Consider the following 15,558-nt stretch of genomic DNA (forward strand, 5'->3'; position numbering starts at 1 on the left):
CTCGCGCCTGGAGCCGCGTCATCTGGAGAATCTGGACCGATGGCTCCACCTACAACCCGGCCTTGCACACCTCGGCCATGATCCAAAACATTGAAGAGGGTTGACACCGGATGTCTCATGCGGTGCGCCTCGCGCATGATGGAGGCGGAGCACTGGGGTGCGCGTGGGCACTCGCCGCGGGCCGCGCCAAGCCCGGCCGCATACCCTTCGATGGCGCGCAGCGGGCTGCGCAGGTGGTGCGCCATCGCCTGCGCCACGGCTTCGAGCCCCGCCAGCGCCTCGTCCAGGTCGGCGGTGCGCTGGGCGACACGCGACTCCAGCTGCGCATTGAGGCGGGCCACTTCGGCACGCGCCTGCGCCAGCTCGCGGTCCATGCGGTGCCGCTGCAGCGCGATCTCGATGTTGACGCGCAGCTCCTGGGCGTCGAAGGGCTTGAGCATGTACCCATAGGGGGAAGCGTCCTTCGCGCGCGCGAGCGTCGCCTCGTCCGAGTACGCGCTCACGATGATCACGGGCAGCGCATGCTCGTCGCGCAGCACGCGCGCAAGCGCGATGCCGTCCATGTCGCCGTGCATGGCGATGTCGGAGATCACCAGGTCGGGGCGGCAGCTGCGGACCTCGGCGAGCGCCTCGGTGGCGTCGGCCGCGATGCCCGTGACGCGGTAGCCGAGGGCGATGAGCCGTGCCTCCAGGTCGGCGGCGACCGGCGCGATGTCTTCGACGACCAGCACGCAAGCCGCCATGCTCATGCCGCCGGCAGCGTGAAAAAGAAGGTGGCTCCCCGGCCCGGCTCGCTTTCCGCCCACAAGGTGCCGCCATGCTGCAGCACGATGCGCCGCGCGATCGCCAGCTCCAGGCCGGCGGCGGGCGGCTGGTCGCCGCCGTAGCCGCGCTGGAAGGGGTCGAACAGCCGCCGCGTCACGTCGAAGCCCCTGCCGTTGTCGCGCACGTAGAAGGTGTGCAGCGGGTCCGCGGTGGTCGCGCCCAGCTCGACCGCGGGGCGGTCGGCTTCGCAGGCGAGATTCGACGCATTGCGCACCAACGTGGCAAGCAGCCGCCGCAAGAGCGCTTCGTCGCCGCGCACGGCCGGCAGCGCCCCGACGCGGATGCTCCCGCCGGGAAGTGTGGCCCGGGCGGCTTCGAGCACACCCGCCGCCAGCGCGCGCATGTCCACCGGCGCGTCCGCCAGCGGGCGTTCGCGCGCCTCGCGCAGGAGGGTGAGGTACTCCTCCATCATGTCCGTCATCTGCTCCGCGTTCTGGCGCAGCCGTTGCAGGAAGTGCCTGCCGGCGGCGTCGAGTGCCGTGCCGTAGCGTTGCGACAAGGCCTCCGAGAAGCCGTTGATGGCACTCAGTGGCGCGCGCAGGTCGTGGCTCACGGCACCGGCAACGACCTCCAGCCGCAGGCGCTCGTCGATTTCGCGTTCGGCCTGCTGCGACAGGCAGGCAACCTGCGTCTCCAGGGCGCGCGCGCGTGCGAGCGCCTGGCCGCGTCGGCTCGCATCCACCAGCACGACGACGGCGGCCGTGACGGCGCCGTCTTCGTCGACCACGCACGACGCGCTTTCGTCAACAAGGATGCGCTCGCCGTTCCTGCGCACCAGCTCGGTGTCGTCGCCGACGCGCGTCGCGCTGCCGCTTCGCAGGGCACGCGTGGCAGGGTCTTCCACCGGCTCGCCGCCGCCATTGCGCGCGAGCCGGATCACCTCCGAACACGGGCGGCCCACCGCCTCCTGCTGCGTCCAGCCCGTGAGCGCCTGCGCCGCCTGGTTCATGAGGACGATGGCGCCCGCGCCGTCGGTGGCGACCAGCGCGTCGCCGAGGCAACCCATTGCCGCCCCGAGCCACGACGCGGCCAGCTGCGAGCGCCGCTGCAGGCGTACGCGCGCGCCGGCCGTGACGATGGCCGCGCGCACCTGGTCGTCCTGGAAGGGCTTGACGACGTAGCCCGCCGGGCCGGCCTGCGTCGCCCGGGCGAGCGTGGCCGAGTCCGAGTGCGCGGTGAGGAAGATCACCGGGATGCCGCACCGGTCCGCGATCGCTTCGGCGGCCTCGATGCCGTCGGCGTGACCGTGCAGCATGATGTCCATCAGCACCACGTCCGGCCGCGCCGAGCTGGCAAGCGCGATCGCTTCCTGCGCGTCGTCGGTGCTGCCCACGACCTCGAAGCCCATTCGTTCCAGCCGGTCCTTCAGGTCCTCGGCCACCACCAGCTCGTCCTCGACGACGAGCACCTTCTGCCTGCGCATGTCCATGGTTCACTCCTCCTTGAAGCGCATCTCGAAATAGGTCAGGCCCGGGCGGGACTGCACGTCCACCGCCGCGCGCAGCTGCCGCGCGAACATCCGCACCAGCCGCAGCCCGAGCGTGGCGACGGTGCCGAAGTCGAAGCCCGGTGCAAAGCCGACGCCGTCGTCCTGCACGCGCAGCAGGTACGCGCCCGGCGACTCGCAGCGCAGCGCGACGCGCAGCGTGCCGCTGCGCCCCTGCGGGAACGCGTACTTCAGGGCGTTCGTCACCAGCTCGTTGAGCTGCAGGCCCACCGGCACGGCGGTGTCGATGCTGACCGAGACCTGTTCGAGGTCCAGCTCGAGCGCCACGTGCGGGTTGCCGGTGTAGGTGCGCATGAGGATGTCGCCGAGGCCGCGGATGTAGTCGGTCAGGTCGATCCTCGCGAGCGTCTCGGACTGGTACAGCTTCTCGTGGATCAGCGCCATGGAGCGGATGCGGCCCTGGCTTTCCTGGAAGTGCTCCAGCAGCACCTCGTCGCGGATGTAGCCGGACTGCAGCGACAGCATGCTGGCGATGATCTGCAGGTTGTTCTTGACGCGGTGGTGGATCTCCTGCAGCAGCGCCTCCTTCTCGCGCAGCGAGCTGCGCATCTGCTGCTCGATCTCCTTGGCGCGGGTGATGTCGCGCACGGCGGCCGAAACGAGCAGCCCCTCCTCGGCCTCCATGGGGCTGAGCAGCACGTCGGCCGGGAACTCGCCGCCGTCGCGGCGGCGGCCCTGAACCTGCAGGCTCGTGCCCATCGCCGGGTAGGTCCCGGCCATGCCGCGCTCGGCGGCGACGAGCTGGGGGAGCAGCTGGTTGATCGACTCGCCGAGCAAGGCCTCGCGTTCATGGCCGAACATCTTTTCGGCCTGTGCGTTGACCAGCACCATGCGGCCGCGCGCGTCCGCGATCACGATCGCGTCGGGCGCCGTCTCCAGCAGGCCGCGGAAGCGCTTTTCGAGCCGCCCACGCTCCTGCATCTCGCCGGCCAGGTCGTCCAGGATGTTCAGCACGGCGCTTTGCACCTCCTGCAGGCGCCGCTTTTCCTCCGACGCGTCGTCCAGGATGTTGAGGACGGCTTTCTGCGTGACCTCCAGGCGCGCGCGCTCGCCGGCGGCGTCTTCCAGGATGTTGACGACCGCGCGCTGGGTCTGGCGCAGCCGCTCGCGCTCCGAGTCGGCGTCCTCCAGGATGTTGAGCACGGCGCGCACGTAGTCGGCCGGCGCGAAGTCCGGCGTGCCGCCGTGCACACCGTTCACGCGCCCGCCCCGTCGCGGGCCGTTCGTGCCGTGCCCAGCTCCTTCTTCAGGTCGCCGATCTCCTTCTTCAGCTCGATCATCTTCAGCTCGCGGCCGACGGTGAGGCGCTGGAAGCGCTCCAGTTCGGCCAGGCGCTCCAGCTCCTTGGTGCGCTGCTCGGCGACCTCGGCCTCGGCGAGCCGCTGCGCCGTCACGTCGCGGGCTGCGGCGAACACGCCCAGCACGTTGCCGCGCGTGTCCTTGTAGACCGACGCGTTGTAGAGCACGTCGGTGAGCTTGCCGTCGCGGTGGCGGATGGTCAGCGGGTAGTCCGAGACCGAACCGTTCTCGAACACCTGCTTGTAGCCTTCGCGAGCCTGCTCGGGTTCGGTGAAGTAATCGGAGAAGTCGGTGCCGATCAGCTTGCCGCGCGGCACGCCCGTGATGTCCGCGGACGCGGCGTTCACGTCGGTGATCTTGCCTTCGGCGCTGATCGTCACCAGCGGGTCGAGCGACGCCTCGATCAGGCTGCGCGCGTACTGCGACGCCTGCTTCTGCGCGGTGACGTCGCGCGCGGCGGCGAACACGCCGAGCACGCGCCCCTTGGCGTCCTTGTACACCGACGCGTTGTAGAGCACGTCGGTCAGGCGTCCGTCCTTGTGCCGGATGGTCAGCGGGTAGTCCGTGACCGAGCCCTTGGAGAACACCTGCTGGTAGCCCTCGCGCGCCTTGTCGGGCTCGGTGAAGTAGTCGGAGAAGTCGGTGCCGATCAGGTCCTCTCGCAGCACGCCCGTGACGTTGATCGAACCCTCGTTCACGTCGGTGATCTTGCCCTCGGGGCTGATGGTCACCAGCGGGTCGAGCGAGGCCTCGATCAGGCTGCGCGCGTAGAACTGCGTGGACTTCAGCTCCTCGGTCAGGCGGATCTCGTCGGAGATGTCCTTGGAGATGAGCAGGAAGCCCTCGGGCCGCCCGGCCGCGTCGCGGCGGGGCGTGAGGACCACGCGCGCCGTGAAGTGCTCACCGTTGCGGCGCACACGCGCCACGGTGCCTTCCCACTTGCCGGCCGCGAGCGCCTCCCGGCGCATCTGGGCCGGGTAGCCTGCGGCAATATCCTGCGGCTCGTGGAGCATGTCGCAGTGCGCGCGCGCCACGACGTCTTCCGGGGCGTACCCGTACAGCCGCTGGGCGCCCGCGTTCCACAAGAGGATGTTGCCGTCCAGGTCGGTCGCCACCATCGAATACTCGGTGGAGGACTCCAGGATGTTGTGCAGCAGCGCAGGCTGCTCGGTGTAGTTGCCATGCTGCGCTTGCGGCGTGGCTGGGGAGGGAACATTCGACAAGGCAACTCCAGGGCGTCCCACATCGGGGGAACGAAGGATAGGGATGCGCGGCGAATCCGCACTTGACAAGGCTCAACGCATGCGCACGCCCCTACGCATCGAGCGACGGCAGCGCTTCCTCCCGCTGCCGCCGGGTGCGCGCGGTCTCCAGCGCTTCGCGCGCAACCCGCACCAATTCGTGCGGCTCGAAAGGCTTGCCCACGAAGCCGTCCATGCCGGCCTCGGTGCACTCGCGTCGTTCCTCCTCCAGCACGTTGGCGGTCATGGCCACGACGGGCAAGTGCCGTGCGCCGGGGGCCGAGCGGATGCGCCGGGTCGTTTCGATGCCGTCCATCACGGGCATCTGCACGTCCATGAGGACGAGGTCGTAGGGGTCCTGCGCGATCATGTCGAGGGCCTGTCCACCATGCGTGGCGGTGTCCACGGACATGCCCGCGTCGGCCAGGATCTCGGCTGCGATGAGCCGGTTGATCTCGTTGTCGTCCACCACCAGCACGCGCGTGGCCTGGCGCACCGCAGGGGCGGCTTGAGCGGCCGCGCCGGAAGTGGGAATCTCCCGGGCCGGGCCCAGGCGCGCGGTGAACCAGAACGTGCTGCCCTTGCCGTGCACGCTGGATGCTCCGGCGTCGCCATGCATTGCCTGCGCGAGCTTGCGCGTGATGGCCAGGCCCAGGCCCGCGCCGCCATAAGCGCGGGTGGTGGTGCCGTCCGCCTGCGAGAAGCTCGTGAACAGCCCGTCCATGTGTTCGGGGCGGATGCCGATGCCGGTGTCGATCACCTCGAAAAGAACCAGGTAGCCGGTGCCGGCTTGTTCGCGCAGGCTCACGCGCACCAGTACCTGGCCGTGGTGCGTGAATTTCAGCGCGTTGCCCACGAGGTTCAGAAGCGCCTGCCGCAGGCGCTGCACATCGCCCGTCATCGCGGCCGGCACGTCCGCGGCGACGTCGACCACGAATCGCAGCCCTTTCGACTCGGCGGCCGGGGCGGTCATCGCGCGCACTTCGCCGAGCAGGTCCCGCAGCCGGAACGGCTGGGGGTCGATCGGCATCATGCCCGCCTCCGCCCGCGAGAAGTCGAGGATGTCGTTCACCACGCCCAGCAGGTGCCGCCCCGCCGCCTGGATCTTGCCGACGAAGTCCGACTGGCCGGCGTCCAGCGGTGTCCGCTGCAGCAGGTGCGCCAGGCCGATCACCGCGTTGAGCGGCGTGCGGATCTCGTGGCTCATGTTCGCCATGAACTGCGACTTCGCGTCGACGGTTTCCTGCGCTTCGCGCAGCGCACGCTCCTTCTCCTTCGTCTGGCGCGTGACGTCGCGCGCGATCCCCACGATGCCGATGGTGCCGCCGTCCTTCACGGCGACCGGCGTGACGACGGTGTGCAGCAGAACCTCGGTGCCATCGGCCTTGCGGACCCACAGCTGCGACTCCTGCGGCGCACCGGTGTCGAGGCATCGTCGGTCGCGTTCGTCCACGACGAGTGCCACCTCGGGCGCATGAAAGTCCGCAGCCACGAGGCCCACCATCGCCTGCGCGGTGCGTCCGAACGTCGCCGCGAAGGCCGGGTTGCACAGCACGACACGGCCCTTGCGGTCCTTGAAGAAGACGAGGTCGGACGCGCTGTTGATCAGTGCTTCGAGCGCGGCGCCCCGGCGGTCGCGTTCGGCTTCCGCGGTGTGCTGCGCTGTCATGTCGCGCAGGTTGACGACGAACACGCGCCGGCCGCCCTGGCGCGTGAGGAAGACCGTGAACTCCACGTCGACCGGCCGCGCCGCACCGGTGCCGATGCGGCTCTCGAAGCAGGCCGCATTGCCTTCCTCGAGCAGCCGCGCCTGCAGTTCGGCGTGCAGCTGCGACGAGCATGCGCCATCGATGTCGTCCATGGTCATCCGCAGCAGCTCGTCCCGCGGGCGGCCCAAAAACGAGCAGGCCGCCCGGTTGGCGTAACGGATGGCGCAGCTTTCGCCATCCACCCACAGCATGGGCGGGGCGTTGTCGATCACGCGCTGGGCGAATTCCAGTGCTTGCGTCGGGCCGCATTGCGCAGCCGCCGCACCCACTGCCAGGGGGCAGCCGCAGGGGTTCTCCGCGGCCTCGTTGTTGGTCTGTGACATGTTCATGGTTGCGCGTGGAGGTTGGGGTTGGCTGGGATGTGCAGGCGCACCGACGTGCCGGTGCCGGGGCGGCTGGCGATCTCGAGGTCGGCGCGCAGGAGCGCCGCGCGCTCGCGCAAGCCGACCAGGCCGAGCGACTCGCGGCGGCGTGGCGCGCCGGGGTCGAACCCGCACCCATCGTCGTTGACGGTGATCGCCAGCTCGCCGCCGGCGGCCACCGCATGGACGTGCGCATGGCCCGCCCGCGAATGCCGTTGCACGTTCGCGAGCGACTCCTGCACGATGCGGAACACGGTGCTGGCCTGCGGTTCGCCAAGGTCGATCTCGCGCGGAGCGACGAGCGTGCAGGGGATCTGGCAGCGGCGCGTGAAGTCCTGCACGAGCCAGCGCAGCCCGGCGGCCAGGCCCAGCTCGTCGAGCACGGCGGGGCGCAGCGCGCAGGCGATCCGGCGTGTCTCGTCGATGCTGCCGTCGATGCGCGACAGCAGCGAGTCGAAGCGCGCCGAGAGCGCGTGCGGCGGCGGTGCAAGCTCGTCGCGCAGCAGCAGCACGTCGAGCTTCAGCGCGGCGAGCGGCTGCGCCAGCGCGTCGTGCAGGTCGCGCGCCACGCGGGCCCGCTCCTGCTCGCGCGCGCCGTTGGCATCGGCCGCGTAGCGCGCGAGCTCCTCCGTGCGTTCGCGCACGCGCCGCTCGAGGCAGAGGTTGAGTTCGAGCACCCTGCGGTTGGCCAGTTCCAGCTCGCGATCGGTGGCGTGGCGCGCCAGCGCCACCTCGATGGCGGTGCCCAGCTCGCGCGGGTTGAATGGCTTGAGGAGGTAACCGTAGGACTGGGCGGCCTTGGCGCGCTCCACGGTCGCGGGGTCGCTGTGCGAGCTGAGGAACAGCACCGGGATCTGCAGCTCGGCGCGCACGCGCGCGGCCGCGCCCACGCCGTCGGTCGCGCCGCGCAGTCGGATGTCCATCAGCACCAGGTCGGGCCGGTGGGTGCGCGCCGCATCGACCGCTTCGTCGCCCTCGATGACGCTGGCGCAGACGCCGTAGCCGAGCTTCGCCAGTGCGTTCTCCAGGTCGGCCGCGATGACCGCTTCGTCTTCGACGACCAGGACGCGGGCTTTCATGGCGGGAAGTATCGAAGGCGGCTTGCGCGGGCGCCATCGGAATCGGCCGAAAGCGGCATGGGCGCATGCCGCTGCCGGACACCGGCGCCGGCCGATCCGCGCTCGGGATTTTCCGGGTGCATCACACGTCCAGCGGTTCGGCCAGCCCGTGCTTCAGCGCGTACCGCACGAGGTCGGTCTGCGTGGAGACGCCGACTTTCTGCATCACGTTCGACTTGTGCGAGCTCACTGTCTTGGGCGACAGGTGCAGCTCGCGGCCCGCTTCGTTGACCGACCAGCCGGCCACGAGGAGCGTGAAGATCTGCCACTCGCGCTCGGTCAGGGATTCGTGCGGAAACTGCTCCCCGCCCATCGCGCTCAAGGCAAGCTGCTCGGCGACTTCGCTGCTGATGCTGGCGCCGCCCGCCATGACCTTGTGGATCGCCTGCACCAGCTGGTCGCCCGCGCTTTCCTTGGTGAGGTAACCACTGGCGCCGGCCTTGATCGCGCGCACGGCGTACTCGGTCTCGGCGTGCATGCTCAGGACGAGCACCTTGGCCTGCGGCTTGTCCGCGCGCACGGCCTTGATCACCTCCATGCCGCCCTTGCCCGGCATCGACAGGTCGGTCACCAGCAGGTCGAAGTCCAGGCGGCGCGCAAGTTCGACCGCCTGCACGCCGTCGCACGCTTCGCCCACGATTTCCAGGCCGGGAGCGCGGCCGATGATGCGCTGCACGCCCTCGCGAAAGATGGCGTGGTCGTCGGCGACGAGGATCCGGATCGGCATGTCTATCTCTCTGGCTGCGATGCAGCGTGCGGGATTGAAGCACGGCGGATTTGCCGCGCAGATGATCGAGCGCAAGCTTCGTCCGATCCGGCGGGTCTTTTGCTGAATCTCGCGGCAGCGCCGGCCCAGGCCGGCTCGGGAAATTCCGGGTTTTCATTGGGAAACACGCCCTGCGGCATGCGATGTGGCGAATTCGTGGCCCGACATGCGCAGCACCGCGACCTTGAGCCGTCTCAACATCGATTCCGCAGCTCGCGGCTCTACTTGACTTGCCGGATGAAGAAACCAGAGCGAACACGGCAAAACCCATGAAAGGAAATTGAAATGAGAGCGAAGACATCCAAACTTGCCGCGCTGGTCGTGGCACTTGCGGCAGCCGGCTCGGTGCTGGCGGCCAACGACGACGCGACCTTCGCCGTGACGGCGAACATCGCGAGCCAGTGCGTGGTGGGTAACACCACCGCCATGGCGTTCGGCGACCTGGCCATGCTCAACCTGGCCAGCGGCGGCCTGTCCACCGCGAAGAACAACGCCACGGCCACGTTCGACACGACCTGCACCAACGGCACCGGCGCGCCCACGCTGAAGTTCGCTTCGGCCAATGGCGGCGGCACGGCGTTCAAGATGCGCGGCGGCAGCGGCAGCGACACGATCACCTACACGCTCTACGAGGGCGCCACCGACGCGGGCACCTCCATCGCGCACGACACGTTGGCGGCCTACACCGGTTTCGCCGCGGACGGCACGGTCAAATCGCTGTCGGTCACGGGCCAGGTGGCCGCCGCCGACAAGAACGGCAAGCCGATCGGCGCGTACAGCGACACGGTCACGATCACCGTCGGCTTCACGCCCGACTGATGATGCGGCGCGCCGCAGGCCTGCTGCTCGCATTCGCCGCCACGGCGCAGGGGCAGGTGCTGATCCAGCCCGTGGTGGTGCAGTTCGCCGCCAAGCAGAAGGTGGTGGCGGTCAGCCTCGCGATGAGCGAGCGGGCCGCCGCGCCGATGCAGTTGCAGGCGCAGGTGCTGCGCTGGACCCAGGACAGCGAGGGCGGCGCCGTGACGCAGCCGGCCGACGATGTCCTCGTGTCCCCCGCCATCACCCAGCTGCACCCCGGCCAGCGCCAGGTGTTCCGGCTCGCCCTTCGCAACCCGCAGCCCGCGGGCGTGGAGAAGGCGTACCGGCTCGTGCTGGAGGATGTAGCACAGGTCCCCGCGGACGCCTCGGGCAGCCCGCAGGCCGGGCTGCACATCCGCATGCGCTACGACCTTCCCGTGCTGGTGCCGCCGCAGGGGCCGCCGCTGCAGGCGCTGCAGTGGGCGCAGTGCCCCACGCTGGGGCCGCAAGGCGCGCGCGTCGCGAGCGGGCCCGCCGCGGACGCGTATGCGCTGGCGTGCGTGCGGCTGCTCAATGCGGGCAATCGCCGCGTCCGGCTTCACGCCGTGCGCGTGACCGGCGAAGGCTGGCAGGAAGACCTGCCCCTGAAGCAGGATGCGCCCGCGATCCTGGCCGGTGCGCAGCGCGAATTCCGTTTCCAGCTGCCGCCATCGAGCGGCGGCGCCATCCGCGGCGTGCAGGCGCAGACCACCCGCGGCGAGGTGCTGCGGGCGGAACCCGCTACCTTCTGAGGCAGCGGCCATGAACCGCGTCGCAGCCTTCACCGCCGCAACCCTCGCCGTCGCCGGCCTGCCTGCGCATGCGGCCGCGCCGGCCATCCAGGTGGTGGAAATGCGCGACGGCGGTAACGCGGTGCGGGTGCGTATTCCCGGCGTCGCCGGTGTCGAGCCCGAACTGGCATGGACCGGCTCGGCCGGCGGTGTGCGCAAGCTCTCGTTGACCTGGCGCGGTGCGCGCCCGTCGCAGCCGCTGCCGCAACACCTGCAGGAAGACGGCAGCGGCCCGGTTGCCTCGGTGGGGCTGCGCAGCGAGCCGGATGAAACGCGCGTCGAACTGGTCATGCTGCGGTCCGTCGCGCCGTACCTGCGGCGCGACGGCGACGCGTGGCTGCTCAGGTTGCTGCCGGACGAGCGTGAACCCGCTCGCGAGGTGATCGTGGCAGCAGCACTGCCGGCGGCGCCGCCACCGGCATTGCCGCCGGCACCGGCACCGGCATCGATCATGGGCGCGCCCCCACTGGCCGCGCCAGCCGCACCCGCTGCGCGCGAACTGCTGCTGGTGGACCTGGCCGTGAATGGCCAGCGCCAGGCGGAGATCGTGCGCGCCGAACAACTCCCCGATGCGAAAGTGCTGCTGGCCGCCGCGGCATGGACCGACGCGCGGCTCGCGGCCGTGGGCCAGCCCGCGACCCTCAGCGACGGCACGCCGGCCTACATGCTCGACGCCGTGGCGGGGCTCACCTACCGCATCGATCGCTCCACCATGCGCCTGGAGGTCAATGCACCGGCCACCGCATTCGTGGGCTCGAAAGTAGGGCCGCAACCGACCGAGGCGCCGGCCCTGCAGCCGCCCGACCCCGGCGTGCTCCTCAACTACGACGTCTCGGTGGCGCGCGCGGGCCGCGGCAGCGGCACGTCCGCCGGCGCGCAGGTGGAGGCCGCTGTCTTCGGCAGCCTCGGCACCTTCGCGACATCGGCACTGCTCGTGCACGACGGCGCCCAGCGCTCGCTGTCGCGGCTGGACACCTACTGGCGCCTCGACATGCCCGAGCGCATGGAAACCCTCGTGGTGGGCGACACGGTTGGCACCGGCGGTGCGTGGAGCCGGCCCGTGCGCTACGCGGGCGTTCGCTGGGGCCGCGACTTCGGCATGCGGCCCGGGTTCGTGACGATGCCGCTGCCGGCGCTGTCGGGGCAGGCCGCGCTGCCGTCCACCGTGGACGTGCTGGTGAACAACGCACGCACGATCAGCCAGCAGGTGGCGCCCGGCCCGTTCGACATCACGCAGGTGCCCGTCGTCTCGGGTGCGGGCGAAGTGAACCTGGTGGTGCGCGACATGCTGGGCCGCGAGACCATGCTGCGACAGAGCTACTACGCGTCGCCGCGCCTGCTGGCGCCGGGCCTGACGGACTACTCGTTCGAAGCGGGCCTGCTGCGCACGGGCTACGGCCGCAACGACCGCTATGGCGACGCCTTCGTCGCCGGGACGCTGCGCGCGGGCCTTGTCGCCGGCTTCACCGGCGAAGTGCGGGCCGAGCTGCAGCGCGACCGGCGCGCGGCCGGCGGCGAGGTGGCCGCCGTGCTGGGCGACTGGGCCGTGGGGCGCGTGGCGGTTGCCGTCTCGGACAGCAAGATGCATGGCAACGCCGAGCGCGGCGCACTGCTGCAAGCCGGCATCGAGCGGCAGACGCCGACGGGTGGCTGGTCGGTGCAGCACCAGTCGGCCAGCCGCGGCTTCGACCCGTTCGGCGAGACCACGGGGGCGCTGCCGGCGCGACGCACGCGCAGCCAATGGTTCGCCAGCGCCGGCGGCGCACTGGGCGGCGGCTTCAGTGGCGGCGTCAGCCTGGCAAGGCAGACGCGGTGGGACGGCGAGACCGCGACGGTCGTGGGCGCGTCCTTCGGAATGGCACTTCCGCACAGCGCGACGCTGGGGCTCAGTGCCACCCGGCGCATCGGCAGCGCGCATGGCTGGAGCGTCGGCGTCAACATCACGATCCCGCTGGACGACGGAACGTATGCGTCGACCCGCGTCGACCGCGGCGCCGACGGGCGCCTGGTTGCGAATGCGGGAGCCGTGCACAACGCGCCGTCCGGCACCGGCCTCGGCTGGCGGGTGGAAGGCTCCACCCAGGCGGCGCAGCGGGCGAGGGCGGGCTTGCAGTACAACGCTGAGCATGCGGAGTTTGCGGCGGACCTCGCCGCGACCGCTTCCACGGGCCTTGCCATGCGTGCAGGCGCTCGCGGCTCCATCGGCATGCTCGGGGGCATCCCCTTCGCGTCGCGCCCCGTCGGGCAGGGCAGCTTCGCCATCGTCGAGACCAACGGCATGCAGGGCGTGCCGGTGCTGCGCAGCCACCAGGTGGTCGCCACCACCGACGCGAACGGCCGCGCGTTCATCCCCGGCCTGCTGCCGTGGCAGAAGAACGCGATCGAACTCGATGTCGATGCGGTGCCGATGGACGTCGAATCGCAGGACCTTGCGCAGGACGTCACGCCTCATGCGCGCAGCGGACGCGTCGTGCGCTTCGCCCTGCGCCACTCGCGCCAGGCGCTCGCCGTGTTCGAGCAGCCCGGCGGCGAACCCGTGCCGGTGGGCACGCAAGTGCGGCTTGGCGAGGGCGGCGAGCCGTTCATCGCAGGGCGCCGCGGCGAGGTGTGGCTGACCGGGCTGGCCGCGCACAAGCAGTGGGTGCAGGTGCGCTGGCCCGGCGGCGGCTGCGAGCTGGAACTGGACGTCCCCGCGATGGAGGACGGCCTGCCCGGGCGGATCGGGCCCGTGACATGCGGGAGTGCGAAATGAAGAACGTGATGGTGTGGGTCCCCGCGTTGCGGACGGCCGCGCTCGCAGCCGCCCTGTCGATGGCCGGCAGCGCGTTCGCCGGCGCTTGCAGCGTGAGCTCCACCGGCCTCGCGTTCGGCGCCTACCAGCCGCTGACGCTGCCAGGCAAGGTGGTGTCCGCGGCAGCCACGAGCAATGCCACCGTGCAGGTCACCTGTACCGGGATCACGACGGGCGGCAGCTATTCGATCGCGCTGGGCCCGTCCACGGGCGGCACCATCGTCCCGCGCTACCTGGACAACGCCGCGGGCGGGCCGGCGATGTCGTTCAACCTGTATGTCGATCCCTCCTACTCCACGGTGTGGGGGGACGGCTCGACGGGCACCGCGCTGACCGGTTCGATCCCGACCGGCTCCAGCAGCCAGGCCCATGCCATCTACGGCCGCATCCCGGCCGGGCAGGGCACCGTACGCGTGGGGTCGTTCACCGGCTCGATGACGATGACACTCACCTACAACCCATGATGCGAACCGCTTCACGGCCCGGCGAGCGCGAGCAGGCGTTGCGCATGATGATCGAGGCGTCGCCGGAGGCCATCGTGCTCATGGGCGAGGAGGGCCGCGTGGAGTCGTGGAATCCCGCTGCCGAGCGCATCTTCGGCTACCCCGCCGCGGAGATCGTCGGCAAGGACCTGCACGCGATGCTCGCGCCGCCGCGGCACGAGGCTGCCTTCCGCGCGGCGCACGAGGCTTTCCGGGCGCACGGCGAAGGCGCCGCGTTCGACGGCGCGCTCGAGCTTTCCGCGAAGCGTCGCGACGGCTCCGAGTTCCCGATCGAGCTGGCACTCGCACGGCTGCAGATCGATGGGAGGTGGTGCGCCGTCGGCTTCGTGCGCGACATCTCGCGCCGCAGGGAGCGCGAGCTGGCGCTTGCGCGAACGGACCGCGCGTTGCGCACGCTCAGTGCCTGCAACGCTTGCCTGGTGCGCGAGCGCAGCGAGGGCGAGCTGCTGCTGCAGGTCGTGCGCGCCATCCACGAGACGGGCGGCTACCCGCTGGCGTTCGTGGACTGCGGCCCCGCCGGCGGCGGCCTGCGCGCGGCCGCGGGGCGCGGACTGGCGCGCTCCGGCGAGGCGGCGCTGCGCAACGCCATGCAGGGCGCCGTCGCCGGCGCCGCCGTGCAGGTGTGCCGCTCGAATGCGGGTGAAGCGGTCGCCGTCCTGCCGCTGGGCGCGGACGGCCGCGAGCCGGCGCCCGGGGTGCTGGTCGTCCTGGGCGAGGGGCCGGCCTTCGACGAGCCGGAGCTGCGGCTGCTGGCGGAGCTGGCCGAACAGGTCGGCTATGGCATCGCGAACCTGCGCGCACGCGAGCAGCAGGCGGCGCTGGACGAGCGCGTGCGCGTGCTCGCCCGGCTACCCGAAGAGGACCCCGGCGCCGTCATGCGCGTGGCGGCCGCGGGGACGGTGCTGTACGCCAACCCGGCGGCCCAGGCGTTCCTGCGCGCGTGCGGCTGCGAAGTGGGCGCGCCCGCGCCGGCAGGGTGCCACGCGATGGCGCAGGAGGCGCTCGCGGCGGGCGCGGTACGTGTGGAGGAGTTGGCGCTCGCGGGCTGCCTCTACCAGGTGACCTTCGCTCCCGTGCCCGACGCCGGCTACGTGAACGTCTACGCGCGCGACGTGACGGCGCAGCGCGACGCCGAGCGCGAGCTGGAGCGTTCGCGCAGGCGCCTCATGGACAGCCTGGTGCAGACCATCGATACCGTGGCGCGGGCCGTCGAGAAGCGCGACCCGTACACGGCCGGCCACCAGCACCGCGTCGCGCAGATCGCGGTGGCGATCGCGCGCGAGATGGGCCTGCCGCCGGCGCGCGTGGAGGGCGTGCGGCTCGGGGCGATGGTGCACGACATCGGCAAGATCTACGTCCCGGCCGAAATCCTCTCGCGGCCGGGCAAGCTGCTGCCGGCCGAGTACGAGCTGATCCGCTCGCACGCGCAGGTGGGCTACGACATCATGGCCGGCATCGACTTTCCCTGGCCCGTGGCCGAGATGATCGTGCAGCACCACGAGCGCCTGGACGGCTCGGGCTACCCCGCGGGGCTCAAGGGCGACGAGATCGTGCTCGAAGCGCGCATCCTTGCGGTGGCCGACGTCGTCGAAGCGATGGCGGCATTCCGCCCGTACCGGCCCGCGCTGGGCATCGACGCCGCGCTGCAGGAGGTCGAGTCGCGGCGCGGCCAGTGGTTCGACGCCCAGGTCGTGGATGCCTGCGTGCGCATCTTCCGCGAGCGGAACTTCCGCCTGCCCGCGCAGTAAG

At 71.1% G+C, this 15,558-nt stretch carries 12 protein-coding genes; 5 read left to right on the plus strand and 7 right to left on the minus strand.

Translation table 11 applies throughout. From position 1 onward, the window contains the following. The 7 genes from H8R02_RS24520 to H8R02_RS24550 all read right to left on the minus strand — a co-directional run. Positions 1 to 749 (minus strand): response regulator (locus H8R02_RS24520; protein ID WP_187084144.1); only part of this gene is annotated, 749 nt, incomplete at its 3' end. After that, the gene (locus tag H8R02_RS24525; protein WP_187084145.1) at positions 746 to 2,254 is read right to left on the minus strand and encodes a sensor histidine kinase; all 1,509 of its coding nucleotides are present in this window, start codon (positions 2,252 to 2,254) and stop codon (positions 746 to 748) included. The genes H8R02_RS24520 and H8R02_RS24525, both read right to left, overlap by 4 nt. Positions 2,255 to 2,257: 3 nt before the next feature. After that, a complete protein-coding gene (locus H8R02_RS24530) occupies positions 2,258 to 3,532 on the minus strand; it encodes a sensor histidine kinase (RefSeq protein ID WP_187084146.1) in 1,275 nt (424 codons plus the stop codon). Then, positions 3,529 to 4,854, minus strand: a complete 1,326-nt coding sequence (locus H8R02_RS24535; protein ID WP_222622627.1) for a PAS domain-containing protein — start codon at positions 4,852 to 4,854, stop codon at positions 3,529 to 3,531. The genes H8R02_RS24530 and H8R02_RS24535 overlap by 4 nt, the downstream gene beginning before the upstream one ends. A gap of 91 nt (positions 4,855 to 4,945) precedes the next feature. Then, positions 4,946 to 6,970 carry a PAS domain-containing hybrid sensor histidine kinase/response regulator gene (locus H8R02_RS24540; protein ID WP_187084147.1) on the minus strand — a complete coding sequence of 675 codons (2,025 nt, stop codon included), beginning with the start codon at positions 6,968 to 6,970 and terminating at the stop codon, positions 4,946 to 4,948. After that, on the minus strand, positions 6,967 to 8,082 hold the full coding sequence (locus H8R02_RS24545; protein WP_187084148.1) for a response regulator: 1,116 nt from the start codon (positions 8,080 to 8,082) through the stop codon (positions 6,967 to 6,969). Before H8R02_RS24545 ends, H8R02_RS24540 begins: the two co-directional genes overlap by 4 nt. A 121-nt stretch (positions 8,083 to 8,203) precedes the next feature. Beyond that, a complete protein-coding gene (locus tag H8R02_RS24550) occupies positions 8,204 to 8,848 on the minus strand; it encodes a response regulator (protein ID WP_187084149.1) in 645 nt (214 codons plus the stop codon). 324 nt (positions 8,849 to 9,172) lie between these two features. On the opposite strand from H8R02_RS24550, the gene H8R02_RS24555 reads away from it, so the two are divergent. Genes H8R02_RS24555 through H8R02_RS24575 form a run of 5 tightly spaced genes read left to right on the plus strand, consistent with a single transcriptional unit; the run spans position 9,173 to position 15,557 of the window. Next, positions 9,173 to 9,706 (plus strand): spore coat protein U domain-containing protein, encoded by a 534-nt coding sequence (locus H8R02_RS24555; RefSeq protein WP_187084150.1) that lies wholly within the window; start codon positions 9,173 to 9,175, stop codon positions 9,704 to 9,706. Continuing rightward, entirely contained in the window at positions 9,706 to 10,476 is a 771-nt protein-coding gene (locus tag H8R02_RS24560) for a fimbrial biogenesis chaperone (protein WP_187084151.1), read from the plus strand. Before H8R02_RS24555 ends, H8R02_RS24560 begins: the two co-directional genes overlap by 1 nt. Positions 10,477 to 10,486: 10 nt before the next feature. Next, positions 10,487 to 13,267, plus strand: a complete 2,781-nt coding sequence (locus tag H8R02_RS24565) for a fimbria/pilus outer membrane usher protein (RefSeq protein WP_187084152.1) — start codon at positions 10,487 to 10,489, stop codon at positions 13,265 to 13,267. Further along, positions 13,264 to 13,770, plus strand: a complete 507-nt coding sequence (locus H8R02_RS24570) for a Csu type fimbrial protein (RefSeq protein WP_187084153.1) — start codon at positions 13,264 to 13,266, stop codon at positions 13,768 to 13,770. Before H8R02_RS24565 ends, H8R02_RS24570 begins: the two co-directional genes overlap by 4 nt. Then, on the plus strand, positions 13,767 to 15,557 hold the full coding sequence (locus tag H8R02_RS24575; protein WP_187084154.1) for an HD domain-containing phosphohydrolase: 1,791 nt from the start codon (positions 13,767 to 13,769) through the stop codon (positions 15,555 to 15,557). The genes H8R02_RS24570 and H8R02_RS24575 overlap by 4 nt, the downstream gene beginning before the upstream one ends. Position 15,558 lies beyond the last annotated feature (1 nt).

Origin of the sequence: Ramlibacter albus, assembly GCF_014297445.1 — a bacterium.
Lineage (GTDB): Bacteria > Pseudomonadota > Gammaproteobacteria > Burkholderiales > Burkholderiaceae_C > Ramlibacter > Ramlibacter albus.